The sequence below is a fragment of the uncultured Friedmanniella sp. genome, assembly GCF_964244285.1.
In the GTDB taxonomy this organism is placed as follows: domain Bacteria; phylum Actinomycetota; class Actinomycetes; order Propionibacteriales; family Propionibacteriaceae; genus Microlunatus.
Window position 1 is genome coordinate 231,093 of record NZ_CAXTHT010000005.1, and the last position, 26,330, is coordinate 257,422.

The 26,330-nt window shown below is 67.4% G+C and carries 25 protein-coding genes and 1 pseudogene; 12 read left to right on the top strand and 14 right to left on the bottom strand.

Features of this window, described 5'->3' with window-relative positions; all coding sequences use genetic code 11:
• Positions 1-645: 645 nt before the first annotated feature.
• The 5 genes from ACFE7W_RS14165 to ACFE7W_RS14185 form a co-directional block, all read right to left on the bottom strand.
• The gene (locus ACFE7W_RS14165) at positions 646-1,992 is read right to left on the bottom strand and encodes an MFS transporter (RefSeq protein WP_375425450.1); all 1,347 of its coding nucleotides are present in this window, start codon (positions 1,990-1,992) and stop codon (positions 646-648) included.
• A complete protein-coding gene (locus ACFE7W_RS14170) occupies positions 1,992-2,969 on the bottom strand; it encodes a MerR family transcriptional regulator (RefSeq protein ID WP_375425451.1) in 978 nt (325 codons plus the stop codon). Before ACFE7W_RS14170 ends, ACFE7W_RS14165 begins: the two co-directional genes overlap by 1 nt.
• A gap of 145 nt (positions 2,970-3,114) precedes the next feature.
• Positions 3,115-3,534, bottom strand: a complete 420-nt coding sequence (locus tag ACFE7W_RS14175) for a GNAT family N-acetyltransferase (protein WP_375425558.1) — start codon at positions 3,532-3,534, stop codon at positions 3,115-3,117.
• Positions 3,535-3,617: 83 nt separating this feature from the next.
• Positions 3,618-3,974 (bottom strand): VOC family protein, encoded by a 357-nt coding sequence (locus tag ACFE7W_RS14180; RefSeq protein ID WP_375425452.1) that lies wholly within the window; start codon positions 3,972-3,974, stop codon positions 3,618-3,620.
• Between the two features lie 112 nt (positions 3,975-4,086).
• Complete coding sequence (locus ACFE7W_RS14185; protein WP_375425453.1) at positions 4,087-4,950, bottom strand: SDR family oxidoreductase; 864 nt, start codon at positions 4,948-4,950, stop codon at positions 4,087-4,089.
• Between the two features lie 61 nt (positions 4,951-5,011).
• On the opposite strand from ACFE7W_RS14185, the gene ACFE7W_RS14190 reads away from it, so the two are divergent.
• Positions 5,012-5,962, top strand: a complete 951-nt coding sequence (locus ACFE7W_RS14190; protein ID WP_375425454.1) for a helix-turn-helix transcriptional regulator — start codon at positions 5,012-5,014, stop codon at positions 5,960-5,962.
• 2,650 nt (positions 5,963-8,612) lie between these two features.
• Here the strand turns inward: ACFE7W_RS14190 and istB are convergent.
• Complete coding sequence (gene istB, locus ACFE7W_RS14195; protein ID WP_375425455.1) at positions 8,613-9,416, bottom strand: IS21-like element helper ATPase IstB; 804 nt, start codon at positions 9,414-9,416, stop codon at positions 8,613-8,615.
• Positions 9,416-10,651 (bottom strand): IS21 family transposase, encoded by a 1,236-nt coding sequence (gene istA, locus ACFE7W_RS14200; RefSeq protein WP_375425456.1) that lies wholly within the window; start codon positions 10,649-10,651, stop codon positions 9,416-9,418. The genes istB and istA overlap by 1 nt, the downstream gene beginning before the upstream one ends.
• 883 nt (positions 10,652-11,534) lie before the next feature.
• Between istA and ACFE7W_RS14205 the strand changes: the two genes are divergently transcribed.
• Positions 11,535-12,116 carry a hypothetical protein gene (locus tag ACFE7W_RS14205; RefSeq protein ID WP_375425457.1) on the top strand — a complete coding sequence of 194 codons (582 nt, stop codon included), beginning with the start codon at positions 11,535-11,537 and terminating at the stop codon, positions 12,114-12,116.
• Here ACFE7W_RS14205 and ACFE7W_RS14210 read toward each other — a convergent pair.
• Positions 12,113-12,487, bottom strand: coding sequence for an ATP-binding protein (locus ACFE7W_RS14210; RefSeq protein ID WP_375425559.1), 375 nt, complete (start codon positions 12,485-12,487; stop codon positions 12,113-12,115). The genes ACFE7W_RS14205 and ACFE7W_RS14210 overlap by 4 nt on opposite strands.
• Positions 12,488-12,724: 237 nt before the next feature.
• Here ACFE7W_RS14210 and ACFE7W_RS14215 point away from each other — a divergent pair, with 237 nt between their 5' ends.
• From ACFE7W_RS14215 to ACFE7W_RS14230, 4 genes are all read left to right on the top strand, one after another.
• The gene (locus ACFE7W_RS14215; protein WP_375425458.1) at positions 12,725-13,177 is read left to right on the top strand and encodes a hypothetical protein; all 453 of its coding nucleotides are present in this window, start codon (positions 12,725-12,727) and stop codon (positions 13,175-13,177) included.
• Between the two features lie 123 nt (positions 13,178-13,300).
• Complete coding sequence (locus ACFE7W_RS14220) at positions 13,301-13,918, top strand: recombinase family protein (protein ID WP_375425459.1); 618 nt, start codon at positions 13,301-13,303, stop codon at positions 13,916-13,918.
• Positions 13,919-14,053: 135 nt separating this feature from the next.
• Positions 14,054-14,530, top strand: coding sequence for a GNAT family N-acetyltransferase (locus ACFE7W_RS14225; protein WP_375425460.1), 477 nt, complete (start codon positions 14,054-14,056; stop codon positions 14,528-14,530).
• A gap of 80 nt (positions 14,531-14,610) precedes the next feature.
• Positions 14,611-15,051 carry a GNAT family N-acetyltransferase gene (locus tag ACFE7W_RS14230; RefSeq protein WP_375425461.1) on the top strand — a complete coding sequence of 147 codons (441 nt, stop codon included), beginning with the start codon at positions 14,611-14,613 and terminating at the stop codon, positions 15,049-15,051.
• Between the two features lie 149 nt (positions 15,052-15,200).
• Here ACFE7W_RS14230 and ACFE7W_RS14235 read toward each other — a convergent pair.
• A pseudogene (locus ACFE7W_RS14235) lies at positions 15,201-16,482 on the bottom strand (IS256 family transposase).
• 440 nt (positions 16,483-16,922) lie between these two features.
• Positions 16,923-18,047, bottom strand: a complete 1,125-nt coding sequence (locus tag ACFE7W_RS14240; RefSeq protein ID WP_375425462.1) for a LuxR C-terminal-related transcriptional regulator — start codon at positions 18,045-18,047, stop codon at positions 16,923-16,925.
• A 112-nt stretch (positions 18,048-18,159) separates the two neighbouring features.
• On the opposite strand from ACFE7W_RS14240, the gene ACFE7W_RS14245 reads away from it, so the two are divergent.
• From ACFE7W_RS14245 to ACFE7W_RS14260, 4 genes are all read left to right on the top strand, one after another.
• Positions 18,160-18,633 carry a RidA family protein gene (locus ACFE7W_RS14245; RefSeq protein WP_375425463.1) on the top strand — a complete coding sequence of 158 codons (474 nt, stop codon included), beginning with the start codon at positions 18,160-18,162 and terminating at the stop codon, positions 18,631-18,633.
• Between the two features lie 58 nt (positions 18,634-18,691).
• Positions 18,692-20,101 (top strand): FAD-binding oxidoreductase, encoded by a 1,410-nt coding sequence (locus tag ACFE7W_RS14250; RefSeq protein WP_375425464.1) that lies wholly within the window; start codon positions 18,692-18,694, stop codon positions 20,099-20,101.
• Positions 20,102-20,204: 103 nt separating this feature from the next.
• Positions 20,205-20,603 (top strand): hypothetical protein, encoded by a 399-nt coding sequence (locus tag ACFE7W_RS14255; RefSeq protein WP_375425465.1) that lies wholly within the window; start codon positions 20,205-20,207, stop codon positions 20,601-20,603.
• Positions 20,588-21,211 (top strand): hypothetical protein, encoded by a 624-nt coding sequence (locus ACFE7W_RS14260; RefSeq protein ID WP_375425466.1) that lies wholly within the window; start codon positions 20,588-20,590, stop codon positions 21,209-21,211. Before ACFE7W_RS14255 ends, ACFE7W_RS14260 begins: the two co-directional genes overlap by 16 nt.
• Before the next feature lie 212 nt (positions 21,212-21,423).
• Here ACFE7W_RS14260 and ACFE7W_RS14265 read toward each other — a convergent pair whose 3' ends face one another.
• On the bottom strand, positions 21,424-22,134 hold the full coding sequence (locus tag ACFE7W_RS14265; RefSeq protein ID WP_375425467.1) for a hypothetical protein: 711 nt from the start codon (positions 22,132-22,134) through the stop codon (positions 21,424-21,426).
• Between the two features lie 604 nt (positions 22,135-22,738).
• Positions 22,739-23,296, bottom strand: coding sequence for a Type 1 glutamine amidotransferase-like domain-containing protein (locus ACFE7W_RS14270; protein WP_375425468.1), 558 nt, complete (start codon positions 23,294-23,296; stop codon positions 22,739-22,741).
• A gap of 213 nt (positions 23,297-23,509) precedes the next feature.
• Here ACFE7W_RS14270 and ACFE7W_RS14275 point away from each other — a divergent pair, with 213 nt between their 5' ends.
• Both ACFE7W_RS14275 and ACFE7W_RS14280 read left to right on the top strand, forming a co-directional pair.
• Positions 23,510-23,740, top strand: a complete 231-nt coding sequence (locus ACFE7W_RS14275) for a hypothetical protein (RefSeq protein WP_375425469.1) — start codon at positions 23,510-23,512, stop codon at positions 23,738-23,740.
• A 163-nt stretch (positions 23,741-23,903) separates the two neighbouring features.
• Complete coding sequence (locus ACFE7W_RS14280) at positions 23,904-24,362, top strand: recombinase family protein (protein ID WP_375425470.1); 459 nt, start codon at positions 23,904-23,906, stop codon at positions 24,360-24,362.
• Between the two features lie 162 nt (positions 24,363-24,524).
• Here ACFE7W_RS14280 and ACFE7W_RS14285 read toward each other — a convergent pair whose 3' ends face one another.
• Together ACFE7W_RS14285 and ACFE7W_RS14290 are read right to left on the bottom strand one after the other, a co-directional pair.
• Complete coding sequence (locus ACFE7W_RS14285; RefSeq protein ID WP_375425471.1) at positions 24,525-25,004, bottom strand: VOC family protein; 480 nt, start codon at positions 25,002-25,004, stop codon at positions 24,525-24,527.
• Positions 25,005-25,147: 143 nt separating this feature from the next.
• Positions 25,148-26,035, bottom strand: a complete 888-nt coding sequence (locus ACFE7W_RS14290; RefSeq protein ID WP_375425472.1) for an aminoglycoside phosphotransferase family protein — start codon at positions 26,033-26,035, stop codon at positions 25,148-25,150.
• Between the last annotated feature and the right edge of the window lie 295 nt (positions 26,036-26,330).

The following is a 26,330-nucleotide window of genomic DNA, read 5'->3' on the forward strand; positions in this document are numbered from 1 at the left end:
GACGACCCTCGTGCGGAGCACGTCAGTGGACGACCCTCGTGCGGAGCACGTCAGTGGACGACCCTCGTGCGGAGCACGTCAGTAGCCGACCCTCGTGCGGAGCACGTCAGTAGCCGACCCTGGTGCGGAGCACGTCAGTAGCCGACCCTGGTGCGGAGCACGTCAGTAGCCGACCCTGGTGCGGAGCACGTCAGTGGACGACCCTCGTGCGGGGGCACGACCACTGGACGACCCTGCTGCGGAGCACGTGAGTGCCAACCCCGTACGGGACAGCCGCAGAGCCAGCGTCGGGCGGGACGCTGGTCTTCGGCGCGCCGGCGACACGACCTCCCGGGTCCGTCAACAGTCGGGGTACGTGACGGGGCCACAGCTCTGGTCTTGCTCGACCCGCTCCTGTGACGGCCTAGGATGCGAGCTAGACCAAGGGGGCTCACATGAAACTCGACTGGCCGCAGATCACGGCCTTGACGCTGGTGTTGTTTGCGCTCGGTTCAGGTTCTCCGGCCTGGGTTGTCGTGGCTCTCGCGCTGATGGCTTCGGTGACATGCCTTTATCCGCCTCTTGCCCGGAGAGTACGTGGGACCCGGATCCGTCAACCCTGAATCCGCAGGGTCAGATGGGCCTCGTTTCTGGACCCGGCTAAGTCTAGTAGCCGACCCTCGTGCGGGGCACGTCAGTGGACGACCCTCGTGCGGGGCACGTCAGTGGACGACCCTCGTGTGGGGCCACGAAGGTTTCTTGGGACGTGAGTGCTGGGTTATTGCGGTGTGGTTGTGGCTGGTCGGTAGTGGCTTTGGCTGTGCTGACAACCGCGTGGACGGTGGGGATAGTGAGGGCGGCGGCGGTGATGAGGATGCCCGCTGCAGCAGCGCCGGCGAGGACGAGGCGGGCGCCGGCAATCTCGGCGAGGAGGCCGGCGAGGCCGGTGCCGAGTGGTACCGCGATCACGCTGCCGAGGATCAGCAGGGAGGTGGCGCGGCCGACGAGGTGCTGGGGTAGCTGGTGTTGCACGGTGGTGGCCTGTAAGACGTTGTAGAGGGATATCTGGACGCCGCCGAGGACGCTGGCGGGGACGAGGAGGGTCAGGTTCGCGGGCCAGGCGAGTAGTGCGGGTAGTGGGATGAGTAGTGCGAAGACGGTAATGGCGGCTGTCATCGGTCGGCGCGGTTGCCAGCGGGAGCTGAGCAGGCCGCCGGCGACGCCGCCGATGGTGTAGCTGATGCCGATCACGGCCCAGGTGGTCGAGCCGGTGAGGTAGCGGTCGGCGATGTAAGGGCCGAGGACGAATAGCGGCGAGATCACACACAAGCTGATCAGGAGTCCGTGGGCGGCCCACACCCACAGCCATGTGCTGCCTCCCAGCTCGTGGAGGCCGCCGCGGATGTTGTGCAGCAGACCGCCCTGCCGCAGCGGTATGGCGGCGGCCCGGGGTAGTCCGCGGAGTGCGGCAGCGCTGGCTAGGAAGGTGGCGGCGTCGACGGCGACCGCGCAGCCTGGACCGGCGGTGGCGACCAGGAGACCGGCGGTGGCGACAGCGGCGACAGAGGTGGCGCTGCGGCTGGTGGCCAGCAGGGCGTTGGCCCGTTGTAGCCGTGGCGTGTCGATAACGGTCGGCAGGAGACCCTGACCGGCCGGGTTGAAGAACGCGGTTCCGGCGCCGGCGACGAGCTGGAGGATGACGAGCATCCACAGCTCTGCTGCGCCGGTCAGCAGTATTGCCGCGGTGGCGGCCTGTACGAGGCACCGGACCAGGTCGGTGGTCAGCATGACGGTGCGGCGGGAGAACCGGTCCCCGACAGCACCGCCGACCAGGACGAAGACCACGACCGGGACCCGGGACGCCAGGACTACCAGCGCCAACGCCGACGGCGACCCGGTCAGGTCCAGCACGGCGAAGGCCAACGCGAACGGGGTCAACGAGTCCCCGAACGACGACGCGGTGTACCCGAGGTAGTAGCGGCGGAACACCTGCAGCCGCAGCAGGCTGACCATCAGTCGTCGTCCGCGCCGCCCGGCTGATCGCCTGTGCGAGGCATCACCAGCACCTCGTGCTCTGGTTGACCCGGGAAGCGGAACAGAACCGCCGCTTCGGGCTCGTCCATCAGCAGCAGGACCTCATCGCCCAGCAACGAAGCGACCGTGCCCTCAACCAGGGACCGGGTCAGCATCACCCCGCACCCGTCGACGTTGACGACCATCACCTCCCCAACCCCGGCAAGCTCAGCCGGGGCCACTCGGCGCCGGTGACGACCAGCAGGGGCCAGCGCCGCGTAGATGGTGGTCAGGTCAGGAAAGTCGGACTGGTGGGGCCGGCACACGAAATCAGGTCCAGACCCAGACCAGGACACCACCCCGTCGAGGACCCGACACATCACCGCGACCTCCCCGTCCAGCCACGCGGACAAGGCCGCTAGGTCGGCCACCGGAACGAGGCCGGTGGCGCCACCTGTCGTGGGTTCTGCAGCTCGGAAACTCCAACGGGCCAGCCGGTAACGGTCGCTGCTCAGCACCACCAAACCGTCGTCAACCACCAGCTGGAGAGCGTCCAGAGACGCGTCGCCAGCCAGCAGGGCAACCCGGCCCAAGACGAACCGCACGTAGGTGGCGTCGACAAGCACGGATGCGGCCGACCCCACAGCTTCCAACCCTGCAGCCAACAGCACGAGGAGCTCTGCGCCCCGCCGCGCATCCGCCGTGCGTTCCGCAGCCAGGACACGGAGCCGCGCGGCCACCACCGAATCGTCCGCCTCGAGCAGGGACCGCATCTCCTCGACCGACAGTCCCAGCCCCCGCAGCGCCCCTACCAGTCGCGCGCGCCGCATCTGCACCGCGTCATAGAACCGGTACCCCGTCACCGGATCCACGTGCGCCGGCGGCAACACCCCGACCCCGTCGTAGTACCGCAACGCCGAAGCCGGCACCCCCACCGCGGCGGCGAAGGCGCCAATCGAGACCATCGAGTCCAACACTCCAGCAGGGTCCACCCTCAAGCCGCTCGAAGGTCAACTCAGCCAACAGCGATCAGCCGGTGCCGTAGTGGCAACGCTGACCGAGACGCCCGAGCAGGTCGTCGATGAGAAGCCGTAGAATAGCCAGTCCGTTCTCACCATCCTTCTACTTCCAGCGTTCGTAGACCTGTCCGAACTCGTTGTCCTCACAACGCGTGAAGCTCGACCGTTCGAGGGTGGCGATTGAGGCGAAGTTCCCTTCGTCGACGCCGGCCCAGACCCTACGGACTCGGCCAGTTTCGAAGGCCCAATGGACAGCGGCCCGCACTGCATCAGCCATTAGGCCCTGTCCTCGGCCTGATGGAGCCAACCCATAGCCCACCTCGACCCGGCCGTCTCGGTCTGGTTTGCCGTAGAAGGCCAGACCACCACAGATCAAGCCTGATCGGGGTCGCAGCGTGTACATGCCGAACCCGGGCGACCAGTTGCCCTGATCAACCACAGCGAGGAAGCGTTTGATCACCAACGCTGTGCCGGGCGTCGGATAGTCAGCTGCCCACGTCAAGCTGCGGGGGCCCGTCATCATCGTCTGGGCCTCCTCGGGCCACACCTCGCTGCAGACGGTGAGCTCTCCCGCCACCTCGGTCCGCTGTGCAGGCGAGGAACCTGTCACGCGCCGGCCTTGATTGGCGCGCAAAGGTCGAGGATCAGGCCTCCTGGGCCTTGCACGATGACCGAACGCATGCCGAAGTCCATATCGATCGGTCCCTGAACATCCGTAGCCCCAGCCCCTCGTGCACGCTCGGCGGCGTCGACGTCCTCGACCATGTGATGCAGGATCACCCCACCTACCACCGGCATCGCAATAGGTCCTGCCGTGCTCAACGTGACGGTCAGGTCGCCGGTATCTAGCTCCGCGAAACCGTCATACAGCTCACCAGTTGTCCGCAACCCCATGGTCGAGACGAGGAACTGTGCCGCTGCAGGAACGTCTTCGACGATCCCGCTGATGGAGTGCACGCCCATGTGCTCAACGTAACCGGTGATTCACTGGGCGGCGCCGTAAGACAACCCCCAACCGAGACGTTCGTTCGGTTGATAGCAGCGAATGAGCAGTAGGCGGCAGACTGGCCGCTCCTCACTGAAAGTCGGCGATGTGGTCGTGGGCCCACTCGGTCAGCGTCTTCGCCGGTCGGCCGATCAGGTGGTTGGGCGGTCGGGGCACGTCAGGTTCGTCGACGGTGTCTGCCCAGTAATCAAGCAGCATCTTCACGATGTCATCACCCACCCCGTACTGCGCCATCTCGACAGCGAACTCGTCGGGAGTCTGATCGGCGAAGGTGAGCTCCCGACCGAGGGCAGTACCGATCGCGTCGAGCTGTTCGACCCGGGTCAGCGCCTCGGGCCCGGTGAGGGCATAGATCTGGTTCTCGTGTCCCGGTTTGGTCAGGACCGCGGCCGCGGCGGCGGCCACGTCGGCCTCGTGGATCGGGGCCTGCGCCGAGGTCGGGTAGGGCCCCCGCACCCCAGCGGTGTAGCGAATCGGATGAGCCCAGCTGAGGAGGTTGTTGGCGAAGGTGCCGGGCCGCAGAATCGTCCAGGCCACACCAGTGGCCCGTACGTCCTGCTCGATCACCGTGTGGCGCAGCTGGCTGGCTGAGCCGTGGTCGCGGGCGTGGTCGGCCGCTGCGGCCAGCGACGACAACAGCACCAGGCGCAGTACGCCGTGGGCCGCGGCCTGCTGGGCAAAGGCTCCCGCCCCATCAGTGGGAAAGACGAACGCGGCGTCGATACCGTCGAAAACCCCGGCGGGCAGCTGGTTCAAGCTGCCCTCGACCAACTCGGCCTCCGGCGGCAGAGCGGCCCGAGCGGGGTCCCGGGTCAGAGCTCGCACCTGGTGGCCGGCCGCAAGGAGCTCGTTGACGAGGAGGCGGCCGACCCGCCCGGTTGCGCCGCTGACAAGAACAGTGCTGGTGGGGACAGTTTGGTGTGTGTTGGTCATGGCTGAACCCTCGGACTCATTGCGGCAAGATCCTTGCCGCCATCAGTCACACTCGTGAGTCATGGACAACCCGTCGGCCCGTTTGCTGCGCCTGCTGACCTTGCTGCAGACTCGATCCTGCTGGCCGGGCGCGGAGCTGTGCGACCGACTCGGGGTGAGCGCCCGAACTCTGCGGTACGACATCGCCAAGCTGCGTGGCCTTGGCTACCTGGTGCACGCCGATGCGGGGGTGGGCGGTGGCTACGCCCTCCAACCTGGCGGGACCCTGCCCCCACTCCAGCTCGACGATGACGAGGCAATCGCGATAGCGATCGGGCTGCGCTCGGCGGCCGGCGTCCCCGGCCTCGGCGATCCGGCGGCCGCCGCGCTGCTGAAACTGGAGCATGTGATGCCGTGGCGGCTGCGCGGTCGAGTCAACGCAGTCCGCACCTTCACCGCCTCTGTAGGCGAGAGCGAGCCGCGGACCGACCCCGACATGGTCGCCTTCCTCACCGGCGCCTGCCGCGACCGGCGGCGGGTCCGGTTCGACTACCCCGCCAGCAGCTCCTCCGACGGCGCGACCAGTCGTCGCGAGGTCGAGCCCTACCGGCTGGTGCAGATGGACCGGTCCTGGTACCTACAGGCGTTCGACCCGTCCCGGGACGACTGGCGCACCTTCCGGCTGGACCGGATGAGGGCCAAACGTCCCGAAGGCGCCCGATTCACCGCCCGCGAGGCACCACCCCCCACGACGCTGCGCACCAGCGCGGACGCTTACTACGCCCGTCACCGGGCCACCGTGCTGGTCGCCGCGCCCGCCGGAACCGTCGCCCAGCGATTACCAGCCCAGGTGCCGGTCGAACGTGTCGACGATCACCGATGCCGCGTCCATGCCACGGGACCGTCTCCCGAGGCGCTGGCCCTCAACCTGGTGATGATCGACCAGCCCTTCGCCGTCGAGGACGCCACGCCCAGCGTGTTTGCGGCCCTCCGAACGCTCGGCAACCGGATCGCCGCGGCAGGGATCAGGTGATCTGGGCACTCCCCACGCTGCGCAGCGCATGTAAGTGGGTGGTCCACAGTGGCAACTTCCATCTGGTCGCCTTATAGAACGCTGATCGGATCGGCCGCATATCCGCCGCAGGGATTCGCCAACAAGCTGCTCTCGGATGTCCACAAGACGACCCTCGTGCGGAGCACGACCGATGGCCGAGCTGTGACCAGGATTATTCGATGTAGAGGTCTGCTGCTGTCCCTGTGGTCGCACGACCAAGAAATAGATAGCGGGTTTGTCTTCCAGTGCCGCAATCGACGCGCTCGCCATCGTCGGGATCGTGTTTTACGTGACGACACGATCGGTCGGTCAGCAGGGCATCACGCGCCGCTGAAGGGGCGAGCGTGCTGGTGAAGCTGAGGAACGCTGGCCCACCAGAGTCGCAGTCGTAGGTTGTAACCTCGAACTCTCGGGCGTCGGGTAGGTGTGCCCGAGCGAACCGTTCCTCGCTCTCTAGGGTTCTCTGCCCCGCCCGAGAGCATGAGTAGGAGTACGCGAAGGGTAAACCGCCCCAGAACTGCCACACAGCGGTTACGGCGCCTAGCACTACCAAGACCACCACCAGAGCTAGCCGGTGTCGGAGCATCCATCGCTGCACTCTCACCAAGTCATCATCAGACGGATGGGTTTGCTTGGGGCCGCATCGACAGATTGAGGCCAGCCAGTTCAGCCCTGGAGCCCGTGACGCTCCTGCAGGTTGCGCCGCAAGCCGACCCTTATGCGGAGCACGACCCAGTGGCCGACCCTCATGCGGAGCACGACCCACTTGCCGACCCTCATGCGGAGCGCGCCAGTGGACGAGACGGTCCTCCGGAACGCGCTGCCGGCGCTCTGGTGGTCGTTGGTAGGTCCGGCAGCGAGGACGGGTCAGCGTCAGCTAGGGACGCTCGTGTACTTCGCGTGCCGGAGGTTGACGAGTCAACCTCCATCGGCCGAAGGTTCCTCGTGCGTCCAAGTACTCCTCCGGATTGGCTAGCCACCACTCGATCGCAGCTGCCGTCCGCGCTCTTCCAAGGAGACCGGCGCCCGGCCCTGTAGCGGGCTGGTCCCATTCTCGCCGTAGAACAGGGCGCTCCAACTGCCGGCTGATCCAACTCGTGACCCATGCAGCGCACTCCGCCGGAGTTGCCTGTAGGCCCGACACCCAGAGGTCGTTATGACTACTCGGCCCGTCGTACGCCCCCGGTTCGGTCGTCAACGTCGGCTCTGACTCCCAGCCCGATTGCAGCATGGGCGAGCCCTCGTCCGGACCGGGCTCGTAAGAGACCAGCAGCCAACCTCGCTGGGTAGTCAGCTTCGGCACCGCTAACCCAATGGCGACCCCGGGGCCGCTCGGTCCCGTGAGACGGTCGAAGACAGTGTCGCTTGGATCGACGCCGGGGAAGGCTCCGCCCTGGGCGGCCTCACGCATGGCCGCAATGAAGTCGCGCTCATGTAGCTCGTGCAAGTCGGGACCGTAGAACCAGACCACCGACCTGCCACCTCCGTCTACCACCGTCGGAATGTACTCGAACTGCACCGCTCAGCGGTCTCTTTTTTTGCCGGCTCCGGGTCGTTGAGACAGGCCGTAGCTGTGGTGTCGTCCGGGACGCGCGCTGAGCACCTACGGTGCGGAGCAGGTCAGTGACGATGGTCGTGCGGGGCGCACGCTGAGCCTCTCTCCCGCGAAGCACGACCGATGGCCGACGCCTCGTGCGGAGGCACGTCAGTGGCCGACCCTAATGGGGCCGGAGGAGGAGGATCCTATGAACACGGCGATGAACATTGGGAGTTGAAGCGCGACAGCACCTCCGGGACGGCTCGTCTCGCCCTGCCGTAGGCCTCAATTATGTCGTTCCCGCGCAACCCCACCTGCACGAGGCGAAGCGCCCGCCGAACGGATCACCGCCAGAATTTGCGATGAACAGGGCGACGAGAACCAGAAGCGCGACCAGTGCCACCAGCAGTAGTGCGCCCTGCACTCTCACCCGGCGCTTACTCGGGGTGACGCTGCGAACGGAGGCGGTCTCAGCCTAGTCGCACCATACTGCTCACCGATGGCGAGAGTGCCGTTCCCGGCTCGTCAGGACCGCCTGATAGGCCCCAGCAGGAGCCGTGCGGATCCCCACGCCAGTGACCGACCCTGGTGTAGGGGCACGACCACTTGCGGATTACCGTGCGCGAGATACCCAAGCTGATCGCTTATGGCAGCAAAGTCACACCGGCTCATCGCAAGTGGGGGAGGATGCTCGGATGAGCAGGAGTCCCGGGCCGTCGTGGGGCGGCGGTCAGCAGCTCGGGTACTGGGACCGTCCCGAGAACCAGCCCAGTCACCCAAACTTCTGGTCACCAGGTCCCACAGGCTCCCGCCTACCACGGGGTGTCCTCACCCGGACGGCGCGAGCCTCCTTCGTCAGCTTCCTCATGATCGCGTGCGCCCTGATCCTCAACGTCGTCACACTGGTGCTCGACCAGCAGGTCCACTGGTCAAGATTGCGAAGCTACTGGCATCTGGCGGCGCCGATCCTGTTTGCCCTACTCGCGTGGCGTTACCTTCGGTCCTGGCGACTGCTAAGTCGTAGCGCAGTGTCAACGGCGGGTGAAAGGGGCCCTCAGACGACGGCTGAAAACGGACCCCCTTTGGGGGCTGTCAGTCCTGGCCGGCGGCGGTGGGGACGCGGCCGAGGTCGCGGTTGCGGAGGCGGTAGCTGTCGCCTTTGAGGGCGATGATTTCGGCGTGGTGGACGAGGCGGTCGATCATGGCGGCGGCAACGACGTCGTCGCCGAACACCTCGCCCCAGCGTCCGAAGGGCTTGTTGCTGGTGACGATCAGCGAGGCCCGTTCGTAGCGGGCGGAGACGAGCTGGAAGAACAGGTTGGCGGCTTCGGGCTCGAACGGGATGTAGCCGACCTCGTCGATGACGAGGAGCGGGTAGCGCCCGAGACGGGTGAGCTCGGCTTGCAGGGTGCCGGCGTGGTGGGTGTCGGCGAGGCGGGTGACCCACTGCGACGCGGTGGCGAACAAGACGCGGTGCCCGGCTTGGCAGGCGCGGATGGCGAGGCCGGTGGCGAGGTGGGTCTTCCCGGTCCCGGGCGGACCGAGCAGCAGCACGTTGTCTTTCGCGGTGACGAAGTCGAGGGTCCCCAGGTGCGCGACGAGGTCGCGTTTCAGCCCGCGGGCGTGGTCGAAGTCGAACTCCTCGAGGCTCTTGCGCGACGGGAACCGGGCGGCGCGGATCCGGCCCTCGCCGCCGTGGGACTCTCGCGCGGAGACCTCGCGCTGCAGGCAGGCGATGAGGAACTCCTCGTGCGACCAGGCTTCTTCTCGGGCCCGTGGTGCGAGCCGCTCGACGGCATCGCGCAGGGTGGGTGCCTTCAACGCCCGGGTCAGGTAGGCCATCTCTGCGCTGACATCGCGGCTGCTGCTTGCGGTCGTGGTCGTCTTCGCCGCCATCACGCCACCTCGACGGCATCGAGGCTGAACGCGGCGTCGTAGTCGCTGAGCTGGCGCTGCTCGATCTGCTCGACCTGCGCCGTCGTGACCGGACCTCGCGTCTGGAGGTGGTGGCGCAGCTGTTGCGCGGCGAGAGCGTGGGCGGGGTCGGTGATCGTCTGGTGCGCGGCCCAGCAGCGGGCGTGCGTGCCGACGTGGCGGCCGTCGCAGGTGATGGTGACCGTCTCCAGGTCCGCCACGACGTCGACGCGGCGTCCGACCGCGGACGGTGCGACGGAGTAGTCGTTGCTCGCGACCCGGACGTAGTGGCCGCGTGGCAGCCGCAACGATGTCCGCCAGCCCGCCACGGGTGCGACGGGCGGCAAGGTCAGCATCGCGGCCAGGTCGGCCTCCAGCCGGTCCGCTGGGCGGCAGCCGAGGCGGCGGTGCTGGCGCCGGTTCGCCAACACCAGCCAGGCCTGGAGCTGGTTGTTGAAGTCGGCCGGGCTGGTGAACGTTCGCCCGGGCAGGAAGCTGGTCTCGAGGTAGCCGTTGGCCCGCTCGACCAGGCCCTTGGCCTCGGGATCACGCGGGCGGCACTGCACCACCTTGACCCCGAGCATGCCGCGGAACGCGTCGAACTCCTCGGTCAGCTTCGGCCGGCCCGCACGCCACGACCCGACCGCGGACTCGTTGTCCCAGACCAACGCCCGCGGCACGTGACCGAGCTGACTCAGCAGCCACCAGTGCCCGGCGATCAGGTCGGGACCCTGCCTCGACGGCAGCAGCAGGGCGCAGATCCAGCGCGAGTAGCCCGACACCATCACCAGCACCGGAGGCCGCCCGACCTGACCGGCGCCGAGCGGCACGTCGACCGGCGGGAACCACAAGTCGCACTGCATCAGCTCCCCGGCGAGATACGTCGTGCGCGACGCCGGGTCCGGTGGCGTGAACAGCGGACGCAAGACGCGGACCCGGTCCTTCAAGATCGTCAGCGAGTGCGACCAGCCGACCCGTTCGGCGATCACCGTCGCCGGCATCGTCGGCCACAACGCGAGCAGCTCGCGGATCTGCGGCTCGACCGCGTCGACCAGCGACCCCTTCCCGGCCCGCTCGTAGCGCGGCGGCTCGTCTGCTGCCAACGCCCGGCGGACCGCGTTGCGCGACACCCCGGTCTTGCGCACGATCGCCTTGATCGGCATCCCGTCAGCCCGATGCAGCCTGCGGATCTCGGCCCAGTCCTCCACCGTCAACACCCCTCATCATCAGCAGCGGGGTGCGTTTTCACCCGTCGTCTGGGGGTCAGTTTTCAGGCGTCGGCGACACGCAGCCCAGTCGAACAAGAATCGGCCTCCTCACGACTGACTGGCCGACACTCGTGCGGAGCACGACCGGTGAAGGACCTCGTCCGGAACATGCATGCCGACCTCGTGCGGGACGTTCGCAGGGCACGTTGCAGGCGAGTTGGGGCACCAGCACCGGCAAGATCAGCTCTGTCCGCTGTCTGACTGGGTCACGATGCGCTCCTAGGGCGTGGGTTCGAGCTCCCGCCAGTCGAGGACGGCCTCGCAGGTCGCCTCGTCGGTAAGGTGCCGGATCTGGTTGGTCACCCAAGCTGGGGTGTAGACCTACTGGCCGAGGGTCTTGTTGTACCGACAGAAGTCTGACTTGGTGGCGGCAGGATCGGCCGGGTATGCAATCGAAGCCGTGCCCAGTGGGGTAACCCCAGCGGGACCCAGGGGGTAGCTGGTTGGGCACAGCCCGCTCACCCGGGAGCCAACACGTCAGGTGCGCCGGGAAGTCAGCTCCGCCCCGTTTGGAAGCGGTTGATCCGGAAGGGTGACAGCCTGAGCAGCATGCCGAGGTGGGTGCGAGCCAGCGCTGCTGCCATCTTGGTCTTCGCCGGCGCCGAGGTCGTGTGCCGTTTGCTGCTGCACCTTCCTGATCACGTCGTCCTCGTCGTAGTTCTCAGCCTCACGTTCATGTCCTTCTATCTGGTTTCGGGTCGAGTTCCTAAGTCACAGACGCGTGAACCCGTCCCGTAGGCGCCGGCGACGGCGATGGTGTGTCCCTCGTGGAAACAGCGCTCGGTCGCGTGATCGGCCACGAGGTGGGACGGGTTGAGGTATGACTGCCGGTGTGAGACTGAAGTTGGCGACGGGTCCCTGGTGGGTGCAGGGTCTGGTGTACGGGTTGTTCTTCGGCACTGCGATGACGATTTTTTACGGCCTTCGAGACGACGGGTCGTGGGTTTTCGCAGTGGTGGGTGGTGCTGTCAGTGGCGTCCTCTTCGGCCTGCTGATGGGCGTGACGATGAGCAGGATCAACCGACGGATGCTGGCTGGGTTCGACGAGTTGACGGCAGCCGAGGCCAGAACGGTGGCGAAGGCTTCGTCGCGTGGCCCGGCGCCTGCTGATCCGCGGTTGCGCGAAGCCGTGAAGGCGCTGGTGCAACGACGGCGGTCCGAGGCGTTGCGGACCCGTCTCCGGTCAGTGGTGACCTTCGCCCTCGGTTCGGCGCTCTACGTCGTGCTCGCTGTCACCCGGACCTGGTGGTGGTGGCTGGCTGCGGCGCTCTTCCTCGGTTTTCTGATGCTGACGCTGATCACGCCCGCTCGTTTGGAGAAGCGACTGGCGGCGCTCAACGCAGACGAGGTGTCCGTCGTCGAGCCTGGCACGACTGGTCATGCGCAGCCCGGAGCCGATGCGTCTCAGATCTAGGGCCTGGGCGTTCGAGGTAGGGGGACATCTGTTGGCGGGTGTGGGCGAGGCGGTAGGAGTCGGTACGGGTTTCGATGATGTTGCCGCCGAAGGTGAGGCGGTCGACGATGGCGGCGCAGAGCCCGCGAGTCGGTGAAGGTCTTCGTCCAGCCGGAGAAGCTCTCGTTGCTAGCGATGGCGACGGAGTTCTTCTCCTCGCGTTCGGTGAGGACTTGGAGCAGCAGTTCAGCTCCGCGACGGTCCAACTCCATGTATCCGAGCTCGTCGATCAGGCGCAGGTTGACGCGGCCGTAGCGGGCGATGGTGCGGGCCAAGGTCTTGTCGTCGGCGGCTTCGACGAGCTCGTTCACAGACGAGTGGGCGGCGTGCATCGGACCCGGTAGCCATTTCCGCGGCGGCGGTGCCGAGCCCGATGAGGAGGTGGGACTTGCCGGTCCCAGAGTTTCCGACGAGGCAGAGGGGTTGGCCGCGGCGGACCCGGCGCCGGTGGCGAGGGTGTGGATGGTGGCCGGGTTGATGTGGGGGTTGGCGTCGAAGGGCACGACCGGGAGGACCAGGGTGGGGAAGGGCTTGGGGTGGCTAACGGCTCTGTACACGGTCTGCCTGCGGTGGAGCAGTTCGAGGCCTACCTTCGGTGCATGCGGACGGCAAGCACATTGGTGCGGGTGGCACCAAATGCGGAGGGCGGCTGGGACATTCGGGAGCCAGGCAGCAGCCGGCCGCTGGCCCAGGCCACCGACGAGGGTAAGGCGATGCTTCTTGCCCGGTCGCTGATGGTGAATGGCGGGACAGTGCAGATCCTTGACGCCGAGGGGTTCCTGGTTGAGACGCAGTCGGCTCCCGGACCGATGGACCGGCCGTGGTGGTACCTGCCGCCCAATCTGTTTCTTCGGTGGTATCCCGCCATCCTGCTACTGCAGGGCGTCCTCGGCATCGTCAACCGTAGGGACGGCGGGGTCGGGTTGTGGCTGTACTTGATGATGACTGCGGCGGCGATCTTCGGCGTCGTCTTGTTGGTCGTCTCTGTTCGCCGTGACCGACGACGCGCCCGATCTGGCTGAACGGCCGAGACCCTTGTCCGGAACTTGTCAGTCGACGACCCTTCTGCGGTCGCCGGTTGGGTACCGCTGGTGGTTTGCGGGCTTGCTGTTGACCGCGGGAGCGGACCAGGTCATGCCTGTGAGATGAACACACTTCTTGTGGGCTACGCCCGAGTCTCGACCGAAAGCCAAGATCTCACCGCTCAACGAGACGCGCTCCGCGTGCTTGGTGTCGGTGACGACCGCATCTACGTCGACCACGGCCTGACCGGCACCAACCGCGACCGGCCCGGGCTCGAGCTTGCGCTCGCCGCGTGCCGTGCCGGTGACACTCTCGTGGTGACCAAGCTGGACCGGCTCGCCCGGTCGTTGCCCGACGCCCGCGACATCTTGGCTGAGCTGACCGCCAAGAGCGTCCGGCTCAGCATGGGCGGGTCGGTCCACGACCCGTCCGACCCCGTCGGACGGCTGCTGTTCAACGTGTTGGCGATGGTCGCGGAGTTCGAGTCCGACCTGATCCGGATGCGAACGCGGGAAGGGATGCAGGTCGCCAGGGCCAAGGGCCACCTTCGGGGGAAGCAGCCGAAGCTGACCGTCAACCAAGCGAAGCACCTGGTCGAGCTGTCCGATCTCGGGACCTACAGCACCACTGAGCTGGCGGAGCTGTTCGGTATCGGGCGCTCCACTGTCTACCGGACTTTGCTCCGCGTCCGCCCGGCGCCCGCCGACCCCAACCGGCCGTTCGCCACCAACGCGGCTTGAGCTGCAGGAAGGGGCGCGGCCCGGACGTCGGCCGCGCCCGCCCGCGGATGTTCTACAAGCGAAAGGCTGATTGGGGACGGCCAGGGCGGATCAAAACCGAGCGACTGGCGGTCGGGGTCGTGCTTGGCTAGGCCGATGTTGCAGATCGTCCCAGTGGATGCCCGCGATGACGGCCGGTTCACCGTTTGGTACTCGGCGTTGCGCGCTGGTGCGACCGCCGGCCGCCACGCACCGATCGTCGTGTCGGCTACTGCCATGCGCTCCCAGCTGCTCCACCAGACACGCGCTGTCCGCCACGCCGTTGGCGCCTTCGACGGAGACCAGTGCTTGGGCACTGCGGTTCTCGAACGCGACACCCAGGACAACACTCACCTCGGCGAGCTCGACGTGAACGTCCCACCCGAGTACCGCCGACAAGGCATTGGCACCCTCCTCCTTCAACAGCTTTTGGGTATCGCGGCCGGGGTTGGACTCACCACCCTGCTCGGTGAGGTCAATGTGGTGGACGAGACGTCGCCTGGACTCGCCTTCACCGTCCGCCACGGATTCCACAGCGTCCACACCGAGAACCGGCTGGTCCTGGACCTCCCCGCTGTCACCCGAGCCGACTAGCCGGGCTCGCCCGCAGCAGCGACGCAGCTGAGCACGGGTACTCCGTCACCTCTTGGTTGGGCCCCACCCCTGCTGAGCATTTGGCAGCCCTGGCCCAGCTCAAGACGGGGATGAACGCCGAGGTTCCCGCCGGTGAGGTCGACGCCGACCCCGAAGTCGTCACCCTGACTGACCTAGCCGCCCGCGACCAGCGTCTCAAGGACCGCGGCTACCTGTCCCTGATCTCCCTCGTGACCACTCCGGAAGGAGATCCAGCCGGCTACAGCCAGCTCCTCGTCCACGGAGACGACCCCACCAACGCCAGCCAGGACGACACCTACGTGCTCACCCGGCACCGTGGGCACCGCATCGGCGCCTGGCTCAAGGTCGCGAACCTGGAGGCGTTGCAGACCGCGGTCCCAATAGCCCTCCACCTCCACACCTGGACCGACGAGACCAACGAAGCCATGCAGGCCATCAACACCCGGTTCGGGTTCCGCACCGTTGAGGTCATGCACGAGATGCAGCGCGGCGGCCGGTAGGACCGAAGACCACCGATCCACAAGCAGAAAACGTGGGCAGGTCATCAAACCCGTTGCGCAAGCCGACCGTCGTGCGGGGCCACGTCAGTGGACGACCCTCGTGGCGAGTACGGGGTCTGTAACGGGAACGGTGTTTCCGGCGGTTGTCATCAGTAGGTTTCTGCTGCCGGCCAGCGGTCGGCGAAGGTGGTCGCGAACGCGTTCAGGGCTGGCTTCCACCTCATGGTCCATCGTGTCTGGCCTTTCCCGGTCGGGTCCAGAGATCGGGTGACCAGGTAGAGGCACTTCATCGCGGCCTGCTCGGTCGGGAAATGCCCGCGGGCCTTCACAGCCCGGCGGTAGCGGGCGTTCAGGCTCTCGATGGCGTTGGTGGAGCAGAGGACGGTGCGGATCTCGACGTCGTAGTCGAGGAAGGGGATGAACTCGGCCCACGCGTTCTCCCACAACCTGATGATCGCCGGGTAGCGAGCGCCCCACACGTCGGCCACGTCGTCGAGGGCAGACCGGGCGGCGGCCCCGTTCGGCGCGGTGTAGATCAGCTTCACCTGCTTCTTCAGCGCGTCCCAGTGCCGCCTCGAGGCGAGGCGGAACGTGTTGCGGATCAAGTGGATGATGCACGTCTGGACCGTCGTCAACGGCCACACGTCGTTGACAACCTGCGGCAGGCCCTTCAGCCCCTCGCAGACCAGGAAGAACGTGTCCTGCACGCCGCGGTTCTTCAGGTCGGTGAGCACGGCGAACCAGAACTTGGTGCCCTCACCGCCGCTGCCGGCCCACAGGCCGTGGACGTCCTTCTCCCCGGACAACGAGACTCCGATCGCGGCGTAGATCGGCCGGTTCGCGACATGGCCGTCACGGACCTTGACCAAGATGGCGTCAATGAAGATGGCGGCGTAGACGCCGTTCAGTGGCCGGTTGGCCCACTCGGTCATCTCCTCCATCACCTTGTCGGTGATCCGGCTGACCGTCTCCTTGCTGACCGAGGCGCCGTAGATCTCGGGCGCTGTGGGCCGAGATCTCCCCGGTCGTCAACCCCTTGGAGTAGAGCGACAGCACGATCTCATCGACCCCGGTCAGCCGGCGCTGTCGCTTCTTCACGATCTGCGGCTCGAAGCTGCCGTCCCGATCCCGCGGCACCTCGATCTGCACCTGACCGGTCGCCTCGGTCAGGACCGTCTTTGGCCGCGTCCCGTTCCGGATGTTGGTGGAGTCCCGGTCCTCCGCAGCGCGGTGCTTGGAATGACCGAGGTGCTCGGTCATCTCCTCGTTGAGCGCGGTCTCGGGCACGCTCTTGGTGAACTGCTTGAGCAGCCCGCCCGGGCCGGTCAGGGACAGGCCCTGCTCCCGTGCCAGCCGGACCAGCTCGATGGCTGCCAGCTCCTCAGCGGAGGGCTCAGGCTTCTCCTTCGGCACAACATCCAGTGTCGTCATCACGGCACCTTCCTCGCTGACCTCAGTCAGCGGATTGGGCCGGAAACACCATTCCTGGGACATACATGCTTGTAGGGCCGCAGAGGTCGTGATCCGTTATGTGACTGGCGCCCTGCTGGGTTGCCGATGGACTGATCAGTCCGGCCAGTGGAGTCGAGGGGCTGCCAACCGGCCCGGCCTCAGTTGACGACCGGACCAACGTGCGGGGATCAACCGGGCGGGATTAGGGTGCCGCTAGGTCCAGCGCTCTTGAGAAGTCGAGTGAGGCATCGTGCCGGAGGTGTGGTGCAGCCCCGGTTCCGCGGGTCGTTGGCGTGGCCCTCAGCATCAGGTCTCATAGAAGTTGTCAGCTTCCCCGACGACCTTGTCAGCGGACCGGTGGGCTGGGGGCCGTACTGCGGCGGGTCGCTGCCGCGCCGCAGGGCCTTTCTCACCCCGATTCAGGGGTTGTTGAACCAGCCAGATGGCGTCAACGACGGTTCCGCGGCAAGCCGGGGCGCGTACTGGTCGTAGAACACCCGGGCGATCAGCTCGCGACGGCTGCGGACGCCCGCTTTGTCGAAAATCGATTTCAGATGATCTTGGATCGTGTAGGCCGACAAATGGAGCGACGCGGCGATCTCGGTCGTGCTCACGCCCTGCAGCACCAGCCCGACGACGGCCTGCTCGCGTGGGGTCAGTCCGAACGCCGCCACCACCAGGGGGATGACCTCGGGCGGACGTGCTTCTTCGACCGTGATCACGACGTCGGTACGGCTACCGTCCAGCGACCGCATCGGGCTCGCGTGGGCGACCACCCATCCTCCTGACCGCGAGCGGAGGCGCATCCGCGGTACCTGCGGGTAGCGGCCAGCGTGCTGGGCGCGCGCCGCCGCGGCGAGAGTGCTGAGCACCACCGGGAGCTGCTCCGCGCCCGCAGGCGCCAGCTCGAGCTCGGCCAGCCGGGCCTCGGCTCCCAGGCTGGCTTGGCAGATTGTTCCCTGTGCGTCGACCACGACGACGATCGGACCTGTACCTGAACCGAGCGTGGTGGTCGCGCCGGCGATCAGGCTCGAGCGGAAGCAGCGGGCGATCCGCGGCGCGAGATCGCTCATGTAGGACATCTCGGCCGGGGTGAACGGGTGCGGACCGGTGCGGAACAGAGCCATGAACCCCCACGTGTGCCCGTCGAGCCGGAGCGCGACGCGCATCTCGTCGTCGAAGCCGAAGACGTCGCGGAAGTACTCCTGGTGCCTGGCTGAGGCAGCAGGGCGCCCCTCGGTCTCGGTGTGGGTCGTGGTCACCCCACCCGGACGGCGGGCGGTGGACTGAAAGTCCCACCGTTCGCCCGCCTCGTACTCCCAGTAGGCCCACTGGTCGTCGGCGTCGCTGTGCAGTTCCCCGAACTTCAGCGCCGCGGTGATCAGCTCGGTGGCGGGATCCGCGGGAGCCAAGCACGCCGCCTGGAAGGGCAACGCCTGCTGGACGACCTGACTGATGCTGGTCGCCGCCGTCGAGACATCGAGCCCCGCGAGAGCCAGTGCGTCGAGCCGGCCGGCGGCTTGGTCGGCTCCGTTCGTCGTCATGGTTCGATTATGGAAAAAGTCAGGCCTGTGGGCCACCCCCAGATTTCTGGGGTCGCGGGTCCCCACGGAGCTGGGATGGTCGCGAGGCTTTGCGCTGGCCAGGGTTGAGCCCATGACTACGACACATCAGTTCGACCACGAAGCCACCACCGACCTCGCCTTTGCCGCTCTCGCCTCCGGTCCAACTGCACCTGGTGTGGTCCGCATCAACCCGACGACCTGGAGCGCCGGCTTCGGATACGACCAGGGCCAGCTGCGGGCGTTCCCCGCCCGGTTGCTCACCGTTGCCGGCCAGGGCTCGGTCAACGAACGAGGCGAGCTCCTGCACGAGGGCGACGTCGTCGCGCAGCTCTCGCTCAGCATGGCCAACGCCGAGACCGTCCTCGCGGCGGCGGGGATGGATCTCTCCGACGTCGTCCGGCTCGTCGTCTACAGCGTCGACGTCGACGCGACGCTCGCCGCATACGGCGCCATCGTCGAACGGCTCGCTTTGGTCGGCGCCACCCCGCCGGCGACCCTCCTCGGCGTCACCCGCCTCGCGATCCCCGGCATGGCTGTGGAGATCGAGCTGACCGCCGCCTCCTGACCCCTGTCCTACCTCGCCGCCCACTCGTCACGCACCCAGCCGAAGGACACCCACCACCATGACCAGCGCGACCCTCCCGACCACCGATCTCGCCCCCGCACCATCCACCTGGACCCTGGACGTCGGCGACCTCATCGCCGCCGTCAGCGGTCCCGTCCTCACCCCCGGCCAGCCCGGCTACAACGAGGAGGTCGCGGGCTTCAACCTCGCCCACCAGCCGAGTCCCGCCCTCGTCGTCGGCGCCACCGATGCCGGGGACGTTGCCGCAGCCGTCATCTTCGCCCGCGCCGCAGGCCTGCACGTGACGGTGCAGGCCACCGGGCACGGGCTGCTCGACGACCTCATTGGCACTCTGCTCGTCACCACCCACCGGATGGTGGCCGTCGCGGTCGACGCCACGGAACGAAAGGCGACCATCGGCGCCGGCGTCCGGTGGCGCGCCGTCATCGACGCGGCCGCTGCTCATGGCCTGGCGCCGCTCTGCGGTTCGGCCTCCGGTGTCGGGGCCGTCGGCTACACCCTGGGCGGGGGGACCGGGATACTCAGCCGCCGCTACGGCTTCGCCGCCGACCACGTCCGCTCGCTCGTCGTGGTGACCGGCGACGGCGTGGTGCACCAGGTCGACGCCGAGCACGAGGCGGACCTGTTCTGGTCGATCCGGGGCGGAAAGGTCGGGTTCGGTGTCGTCACCCAGATGGTCGTCGACCTGGTGCCCGTGGCCCGCTTCTACGGCGGCGGGCTGTTCTTCCCCGGTGCCGCGGCGGGCGAGGTCCTGCGGGCCTGGACGGCGTGGGCCGCGACGCTGCCCGAGGAGGTCACAACCTCGGTGGCGATGCTGCGGCTGCCCCCGGACCCGCAACTTCCGCCGCCGCTGCAGGGGGCGTTCGTGACGCACCTGCGCTACGCCGACCTCGGCACCCCCGAGGAGGCAGAAGCGCGCCTCGAGCCGATGCGCGCAGTCGCCCCGGTCCTGCTCGACACGACCGGCGAGCTCCCGTTCGCCGCCGTCGACGCCGTCCACCTGGACCCGCCGGTCCCGATGCCCACCCACGACCGCGGCTGCACCCTCAGCGCGCTACCCGAGGAAGCGGTCCAGGCCCTCGTCTCCACCAACGGCGAATGGTCCGACTCCCACCTCGCTCTGGTCGAGGTTCGGCTCATGGGCGGCGCCCTGGCCGAGGCCCCCGACGTCGCGAACGCGGTTCCCAGCCGGGATGCCGCGTACGGGGTCTACGTCCTCGGCGTCCCCGCCGGGCCGACCGCCGGCACCGTCCCGGCTCAGGTCGACCGGGTCGTCGACGCCCTCCGGCCGTGGCGGCACGGAGCACTACCCAACTTCCTCGGCCACCCCGGACCGGGCCACTGGGTCCGGATGTGGCCAGAGGCGACCAGGAACCGACTCATGGACGTCGCCCACCACTACGACCCGGCCGGCGTCTTCGCCGGCGCCCGACCCCTTGAGGCCTGACTTCGCCGCTGCGTCACCGCCTGGCCCCAGCAGTCCCTCACGTACAAGCCACCAGGCCACCATCAGCCCGTTCTCTCCCATCAACCAGAAAAGGTGCTCCACCATGCTCCGCGCTCGACCCTCCACCCCGCTGGGAGCCGCCGGCACGGGCTTGGCTGCCTCCACCCTTGCGCTCACCAGCCTGGTCGTCGCTACTCCCGCTGTCGCGACACCCCCACGACCCGCGGCCGCTGCCGCCAAGGCGGGGACGTCCGGCACGATCGTCTTCGTGAAGCACCACAACGTGTGGATCGCCCGCGGAGACGGCAGTCACGCCCACCGGATCACCAAGAACGGCACCGCGACCCGGCCCTACCGCTCACCCTCGGAGTCCGACCGAGGGGTGATCGCGGCCGCACGGGGGTCGTTGATCGTCCGGATGAACCAGCACGGCAAGGTGCTGAACCGCATCAACCCACCCCGGCTCTACAACTCCGCCGGGGACCCATGGACGGCACCATGAACGAGGTGGCCCTCTCGCCGAACGGCAAGACCATCGCCTGGATCTACGTGCGCTACAGCTGCCCGATCGGAGCCGACTGCCTGACCCGGTTCGCCACCGGCTACACCGCCGCAGGCCACCGGACCCAGGCCGGACGTCCGACGTTCTACCGGGCGCCGTCGTGGGTGACGAACCGGCGGACGCTCCAGACCGGCGGGTACCGCTCCCAGGTGATGCTGCAGGACCTACACGCGGGTGCGAAGCACTGGTTCGACGACAGCGGCTACGCGTTCCCTTCGACCGACCTCGCCGACGGAGAGCTGTCCCGTAACGGGCGCTGGCTGGCCGAGATCCGCGGCTACAAGGCAACGTCGACCATCATCTGGTACCGAGTCACCGGCAACGCCCGAACGGGTGAGCCGCCCGCCGTGCCCACCTACACCTGCTATACCAACGGCGAGGCCGAGCACGCCAGCCCGACCCGGTCGCCCGACTCCACCGCCCTCGCCTGGACCGGCAAGACCGGCCTCTGGATCAAACGCAACGCCGCCAGCTGCTCCACCAGCGCCCCCAAGCTCGTCATCACCGGAGGCTCCTCGCCCGACTGGTCACCCGCCGCCCTCGCCTGAAGCCCGTCTCGATCTCGATCCGCCGGCCTCGGAACCCACCAGGGCCGGCGGATCAGCCGTCGCCTCAGACCATCGGCCAAAGCCAGCTCGCGCAGAGCGTTCCAGAGCGGTGCCGGTTCAGGTCTGCGCCGACCCGGTCGATCAGCGACCGTCGTGCGGAGCACGTTCAGTGGTCGACCGTCTAGCGAGAGCGCTGCGGTCAGCAGTGTGGATCACCAATTAAGGTCGAGGTAGTCGTCCTGGCGCTGGTGGACCTGGACGACGTACGGGTAGTCGTCGCTCAGGTTGTGGTCGAGCAGTGCGACCTGCCAGCGGGCATTGAAGGCGCAGATCCAGGCTGCTGCGCCGGCTGCTGTGCGGCGTCCACTTTGGGTCAGCGGCTCGGCTCGGGCGGCGTCGTAGTCGCGCATGAAGTCGGCTACCTGCTCTGGGGTGGAGGTGCCGCCGGCGCTCGTTCCGCGTTGGCCGTAGCAGGCAGCGGCGAACCCAGCGATGACGGCTTCGGTGTCGGCTACTAGCTCCCAGTCGAAGGTGCCGACCAGTCGCCCGTCGGCGACGACGGTGTTCCCTGCGTACCAGTCTGCGTGCCCGACGACCACCGGGTCTGCGTCTCGGTGGGTGAGGACCTGATCCGAGGCTCGCCGGCCGAACTGGTTTAGCCACTCGTAGCCAGCTGTGGTGCTGCTGAAGTCGACGAGCGTGTCGTGCGGCACGGGCCATGGTCCGGCGGCGTAGTGGCACCACGACGGACCTGCGCCGGCCCGGCTGATGAGGTCCGGGTGGTGGCGCAGCAGCTCGATGTGTTGGGCGAGGCCGCTGGCAAGTAGTGCCCGGTTCGTAGGGTCGCGCCCGTCCGGAATTTCACCGCTAATCAAGGTCTGTGTGGTGATGACGTGCCCATCGATGCCGTCCGGTCCAGACAATGGAGTCGGGCAGGGGAATCCAGCGGCGCTAAGAACGCGGAGCGTCTCGGCCCTACCCGCAGGGGCTCGAAGTCAGCGGGAGGCCGGTGCGTCTTGATCACGACCGCTCGACCGTCGTCGAGATCCACACCCCAGACCGCGTCGATCCGGCCCGCACGGAAGCGGAGCCGCGCGATCTGACTGCCCAGCTGCTGGAGAAAGTAGCCGTCGAGGAGCGCGTAGATCTCCTCAGAGGTGACCGACCCGAACACCGCACACTCGGTACCACTAGGCGAAGCGAGGTTCGAGGCTGACGGCACGTGAACTACTTCCCTCCTCGAGACGATGTAGCTGCTATCGGACCAGAGCGTGAGGCAGGCGGCAAGCCACTCCGCTACGCCCTCGCCAGCGGCGAGTTGGACAGATCAGGTTGGAAACCGCATCCGCAGCCTTCGCCGCACGACGTTCCACGAATCCCTCGCGTGCCGCGTGACCAACGGCTACTGCGAGTTCCGCTCGACCACCGGCTACTGCGAGCTCCGCTCGACCACCCTCGTGCGGAGCACGTTCAGTGGACGACCCTCGTGCGGAGCACGACCGATGGACGGCCCTGCTGCGGTGCACGTCAGCAGATGCTTGTTGCTGGTCCGTCGACTACCAGGGCTTGGCCGTCGCTCAGCGCCCAGTAGGGCTGACCCTCGGTCTCGTACGCTGCGGCGACCCGAGATAGTAGAGCGGTCTCGGGATGCTGCGGGGAATCAAGGTGCGGAACCACAGGCCGATCGAGCACGCCAAGGCCGTCGTAGCGGACATCCCCGTAGCTGGCACGACACGTTTCGGGCGGGTCGCACAGCTCGAGCCCGGACAGGCTCGGAGCAAGGACACAGGGGCCCGCGCTGAACCCGGCATAGACGAACCGATCTGCAGCAAGGCCCTCAACGACGACGCGGTCTAGTCCCGACCTCGCGAACGCCATCCGCAGCGTGAAGACGTTGCCTCCACGGACCCAGACGAAACCAGGGGCACCGAACACTTTGCCGATGCTTCCGGGGTCGTAGTCGCGAAGGTCCAGATCGACAGCGTGCAGCCCAAGGGCAGCGAGTGCCTCAATCTGTGCTCGGTGTCGGTCTGGCGCCGGTCCTCGTCGAGACCGTCGAGCGCATTGGCCACTACCCACCCGCACTGATTACCGCGGACCAGCCACGCGAGTACCTCCGGGTGAGCGCCCAGTTGGTAGGACGACAAGTACAACCGCACTTACGCATCCTTCCAGCGCGCCTCCGGACCGCAGGCCGGCCGGTCCCGCAAGCCGGCCGACAGCACTGAACCACCGTTCATCGGTGCACCGTGGCGAAAGGCCTGCGGTAGGGGCCACTCGGTTGCTTCAATGTGAACTGTGCCCACTCTGCGCGACCTGCCGCTCACTGCTCGAACCTACGCTATAGCCGGCATCATCTTGATGTTCTTGGCGGCCGGCTGCGGCGCGCTCGCTTGGTCGCACTTTCACGAGAAGAACCTTGTCCGCGGTGTGCTGTGGCTTCTCCTCGCACCGCTGTGCGTCGTCGTGGGCGGGGTGAACTTGGGGAGGGCCCGCCGTACCCTGCTCGACCAGCGCAACGATCGGTGAACCCAAACTCATGTGGATGGAGACCCTCGTGCGGGGGCTCGTCGGTGGCCGACCCCCGTGCGGAGCACGACCAGTGGCCGACCTTTGGGCGGCTTTGGTTGGGCGGTGGGAAGCGTGAGTGCTTGTTGTTGACCACGGAAGCGAACCAGGTCATGCCGGTGGGATGAACACACTTCTCGTGGGTTATGCCCGGGTCTCGACCGAAAGCCAAGATCTCACCGCTCAACGAGACGCGCTCCGCGTCCTCGGTGTCGGCGACGACCGCATCTACGTTGATCACGGCCTGACCGGGACTAATCGTGACCGGCCCGGTCTCGAGCTCGCGCTGGCTGCGTGCCGTGCGGGTGACACTTTCGTGGTGACGAAATTGGACCGGCTGGCCAGGTCGTTGCCCGACGCGCGCGACATTTTGGCTGAGCTGACCGCGAGGAGTGTCCGGCTCAGCATGGGCGGGTCAGTGCACGACCCGTCCGATCCGGTCGGACGGCTGCTGTTCAACGTGTTGGCGATGGTTGCGGAGTTCGAGTCCGACCTGATTCGGATGCGTACCCGGGAAGGAATGCAGGTCGCGAAGGCGAAAGGCCACCTGCGCGGTAAGCAGCCGAAGCTGACCGTGAACTAGGCGAAGCATCTGGTCGAGTTGTCTGATCTCGGGACCTATAGCACCGCCGAACTGGCGGAACTGTTCGGTATCGGGCGTTTTACGGTCTACCGGACCCTGCTCCGGGTTCGGCCTGCGCCCGCCGACCCCAACCGACCCTTCGCGACCAGACCGGCCTGAGCTTCACCGCGGCGCGGCTACACCGGCCGCGTCCTCCCGCACCGATGCCTGGCGAAGGGAAGGGTGTGCAGGAGGCCGGGCCGGGGCGGTCGACAGAGCCACGACGGTCAGGGGTGTGGGTCGCTCGAAGATGCAGAAGGGGTGGCCGGCCGGGTCGGTAAGGACGACGAGGCCGAGGTGGGCTCGGTCTTGGATTGCTGGTTTGCCGGCGCCGAGCTCGATGAGCCTGGCCTCTGCTCGGGCTAGGTCATCGACGTAGATCTCGAGGTGCATCTGCATGTGGGGGCCGGGCCAGGCCGGCCGAGTCCAGCCGTTCAGCTCCCGGAAGAGGATGAGGAGGCCATCGACTCGGACACAGTCGAGATCAGGGAAGTCAGGGTCGGGGGTACCGCCGAAGGCGTCTGTGTAGAACTGCACCATGGGCTTCGCGTCGGAGCAGTCGATAGTGAGGGCGCCGATCGCCGTAGCGGGGTGGAGCGACATGGTCGTCAGCGTCCCACAGGGGACTGCTGACCTCCTGTAGCTACACACTCTGCCTTTGAGCGGGAAGAGCGTCGGCCCCCCTGGTAGCCGGCGCACCGTCAAGGGGAAGGTTGACCGGGAACGGTTAAGCACTTGATCGGTGGTCAGCAGAAGAGGTTGAGGAGTCGACGGCACTTGGGTGGGTCCCACGTGAGGCCGCGGCGCAAGCCCCACAACAGGTAGGACATCGACCTCACCACGACCCAGCTCCGAGCGCGTTCGGCGGGGACGCCGGCCTCGCGAACGAAGACGTCGAAGATTGTGGTGATGTCGGTGTCGGTGGCGAGCTCGTCGAGCCGTGACCACAGGACGCGGCCGAAGTCGTACTCGGGGTCACCGCACAGCAACACCGGATCAACGACCAGCCAAGGTGCCCGCCCTGCTTGCAGCACCTGCTCGCTGTGCAGGTCGCCGTCGACGGCAAGACCGGATGTTGAGGTGCGAGCCAGCTGGCCGGCCAACCGAACGGCGGTGTGAAGTTGAGCTCGAGGAGTTGGCCTGTCCAGCGCCAGCCAATCGTGCTCGGCCGTGACGACATGGTCGGCGGCGATCGCCGCTGTGGAAGTCGTTCCGGGCGGGGCTGGCACGGCCAACTCGCGAACCAGCGCCGCGATGACCGGGATGGCTGTGAATAGGGGCTCGGACTGCAGGCTGCGCGAGCCCAGCCGTTCCAGCAACATTGCCCGCGAGGCGAGGTCGACGTCGAACAGCCGGACCGTGCCGCGGCCGGCCCACCATCTGAGGGCTGCCGCCTCGTCGGTGACGTCGTCACCTGGAGGCGAGAGTCGCAGCACGGCCGGATTGTTGTCGCGGAGACAAACAGGGATCACCAAGGCGTTCGAGCCGTACAGCGGTTCGCCCTCGACAGTCAGGCTCCACCGCCGACACTGCTCGCTTACCAGGGCTGGCAGGTTGTCTAGCCACTCGCGCCCCAGCTGGTCCCGCCACCAACGAGGCATCTGCCGAAAGGGCTCAGGAACCTTGATCATCATAGGCATCGGTGAGAAGTCACTGACCGAGCAAAGCGCCTCTAACCGATTCCCACAACCAATACGATGCTCACGACATCACGATTACGGCCCCGAACGCCCACAGGCTGCCCGAGCAGCCCGCTACGCAGTATCCGACCCTCGTGCGGGGCACGTTCAGTGGACGACCGTCGTGCGGGGCACGTTCAGTGGACGACCGTCGTGCGGGGCACGTTCAGTGGACGACCGTCGTGCGGGGCCACGTCAGTGGACGACCGTCGTGCGGGGCCACGTCAGTGGACGACCGTCGTGCGGGGCC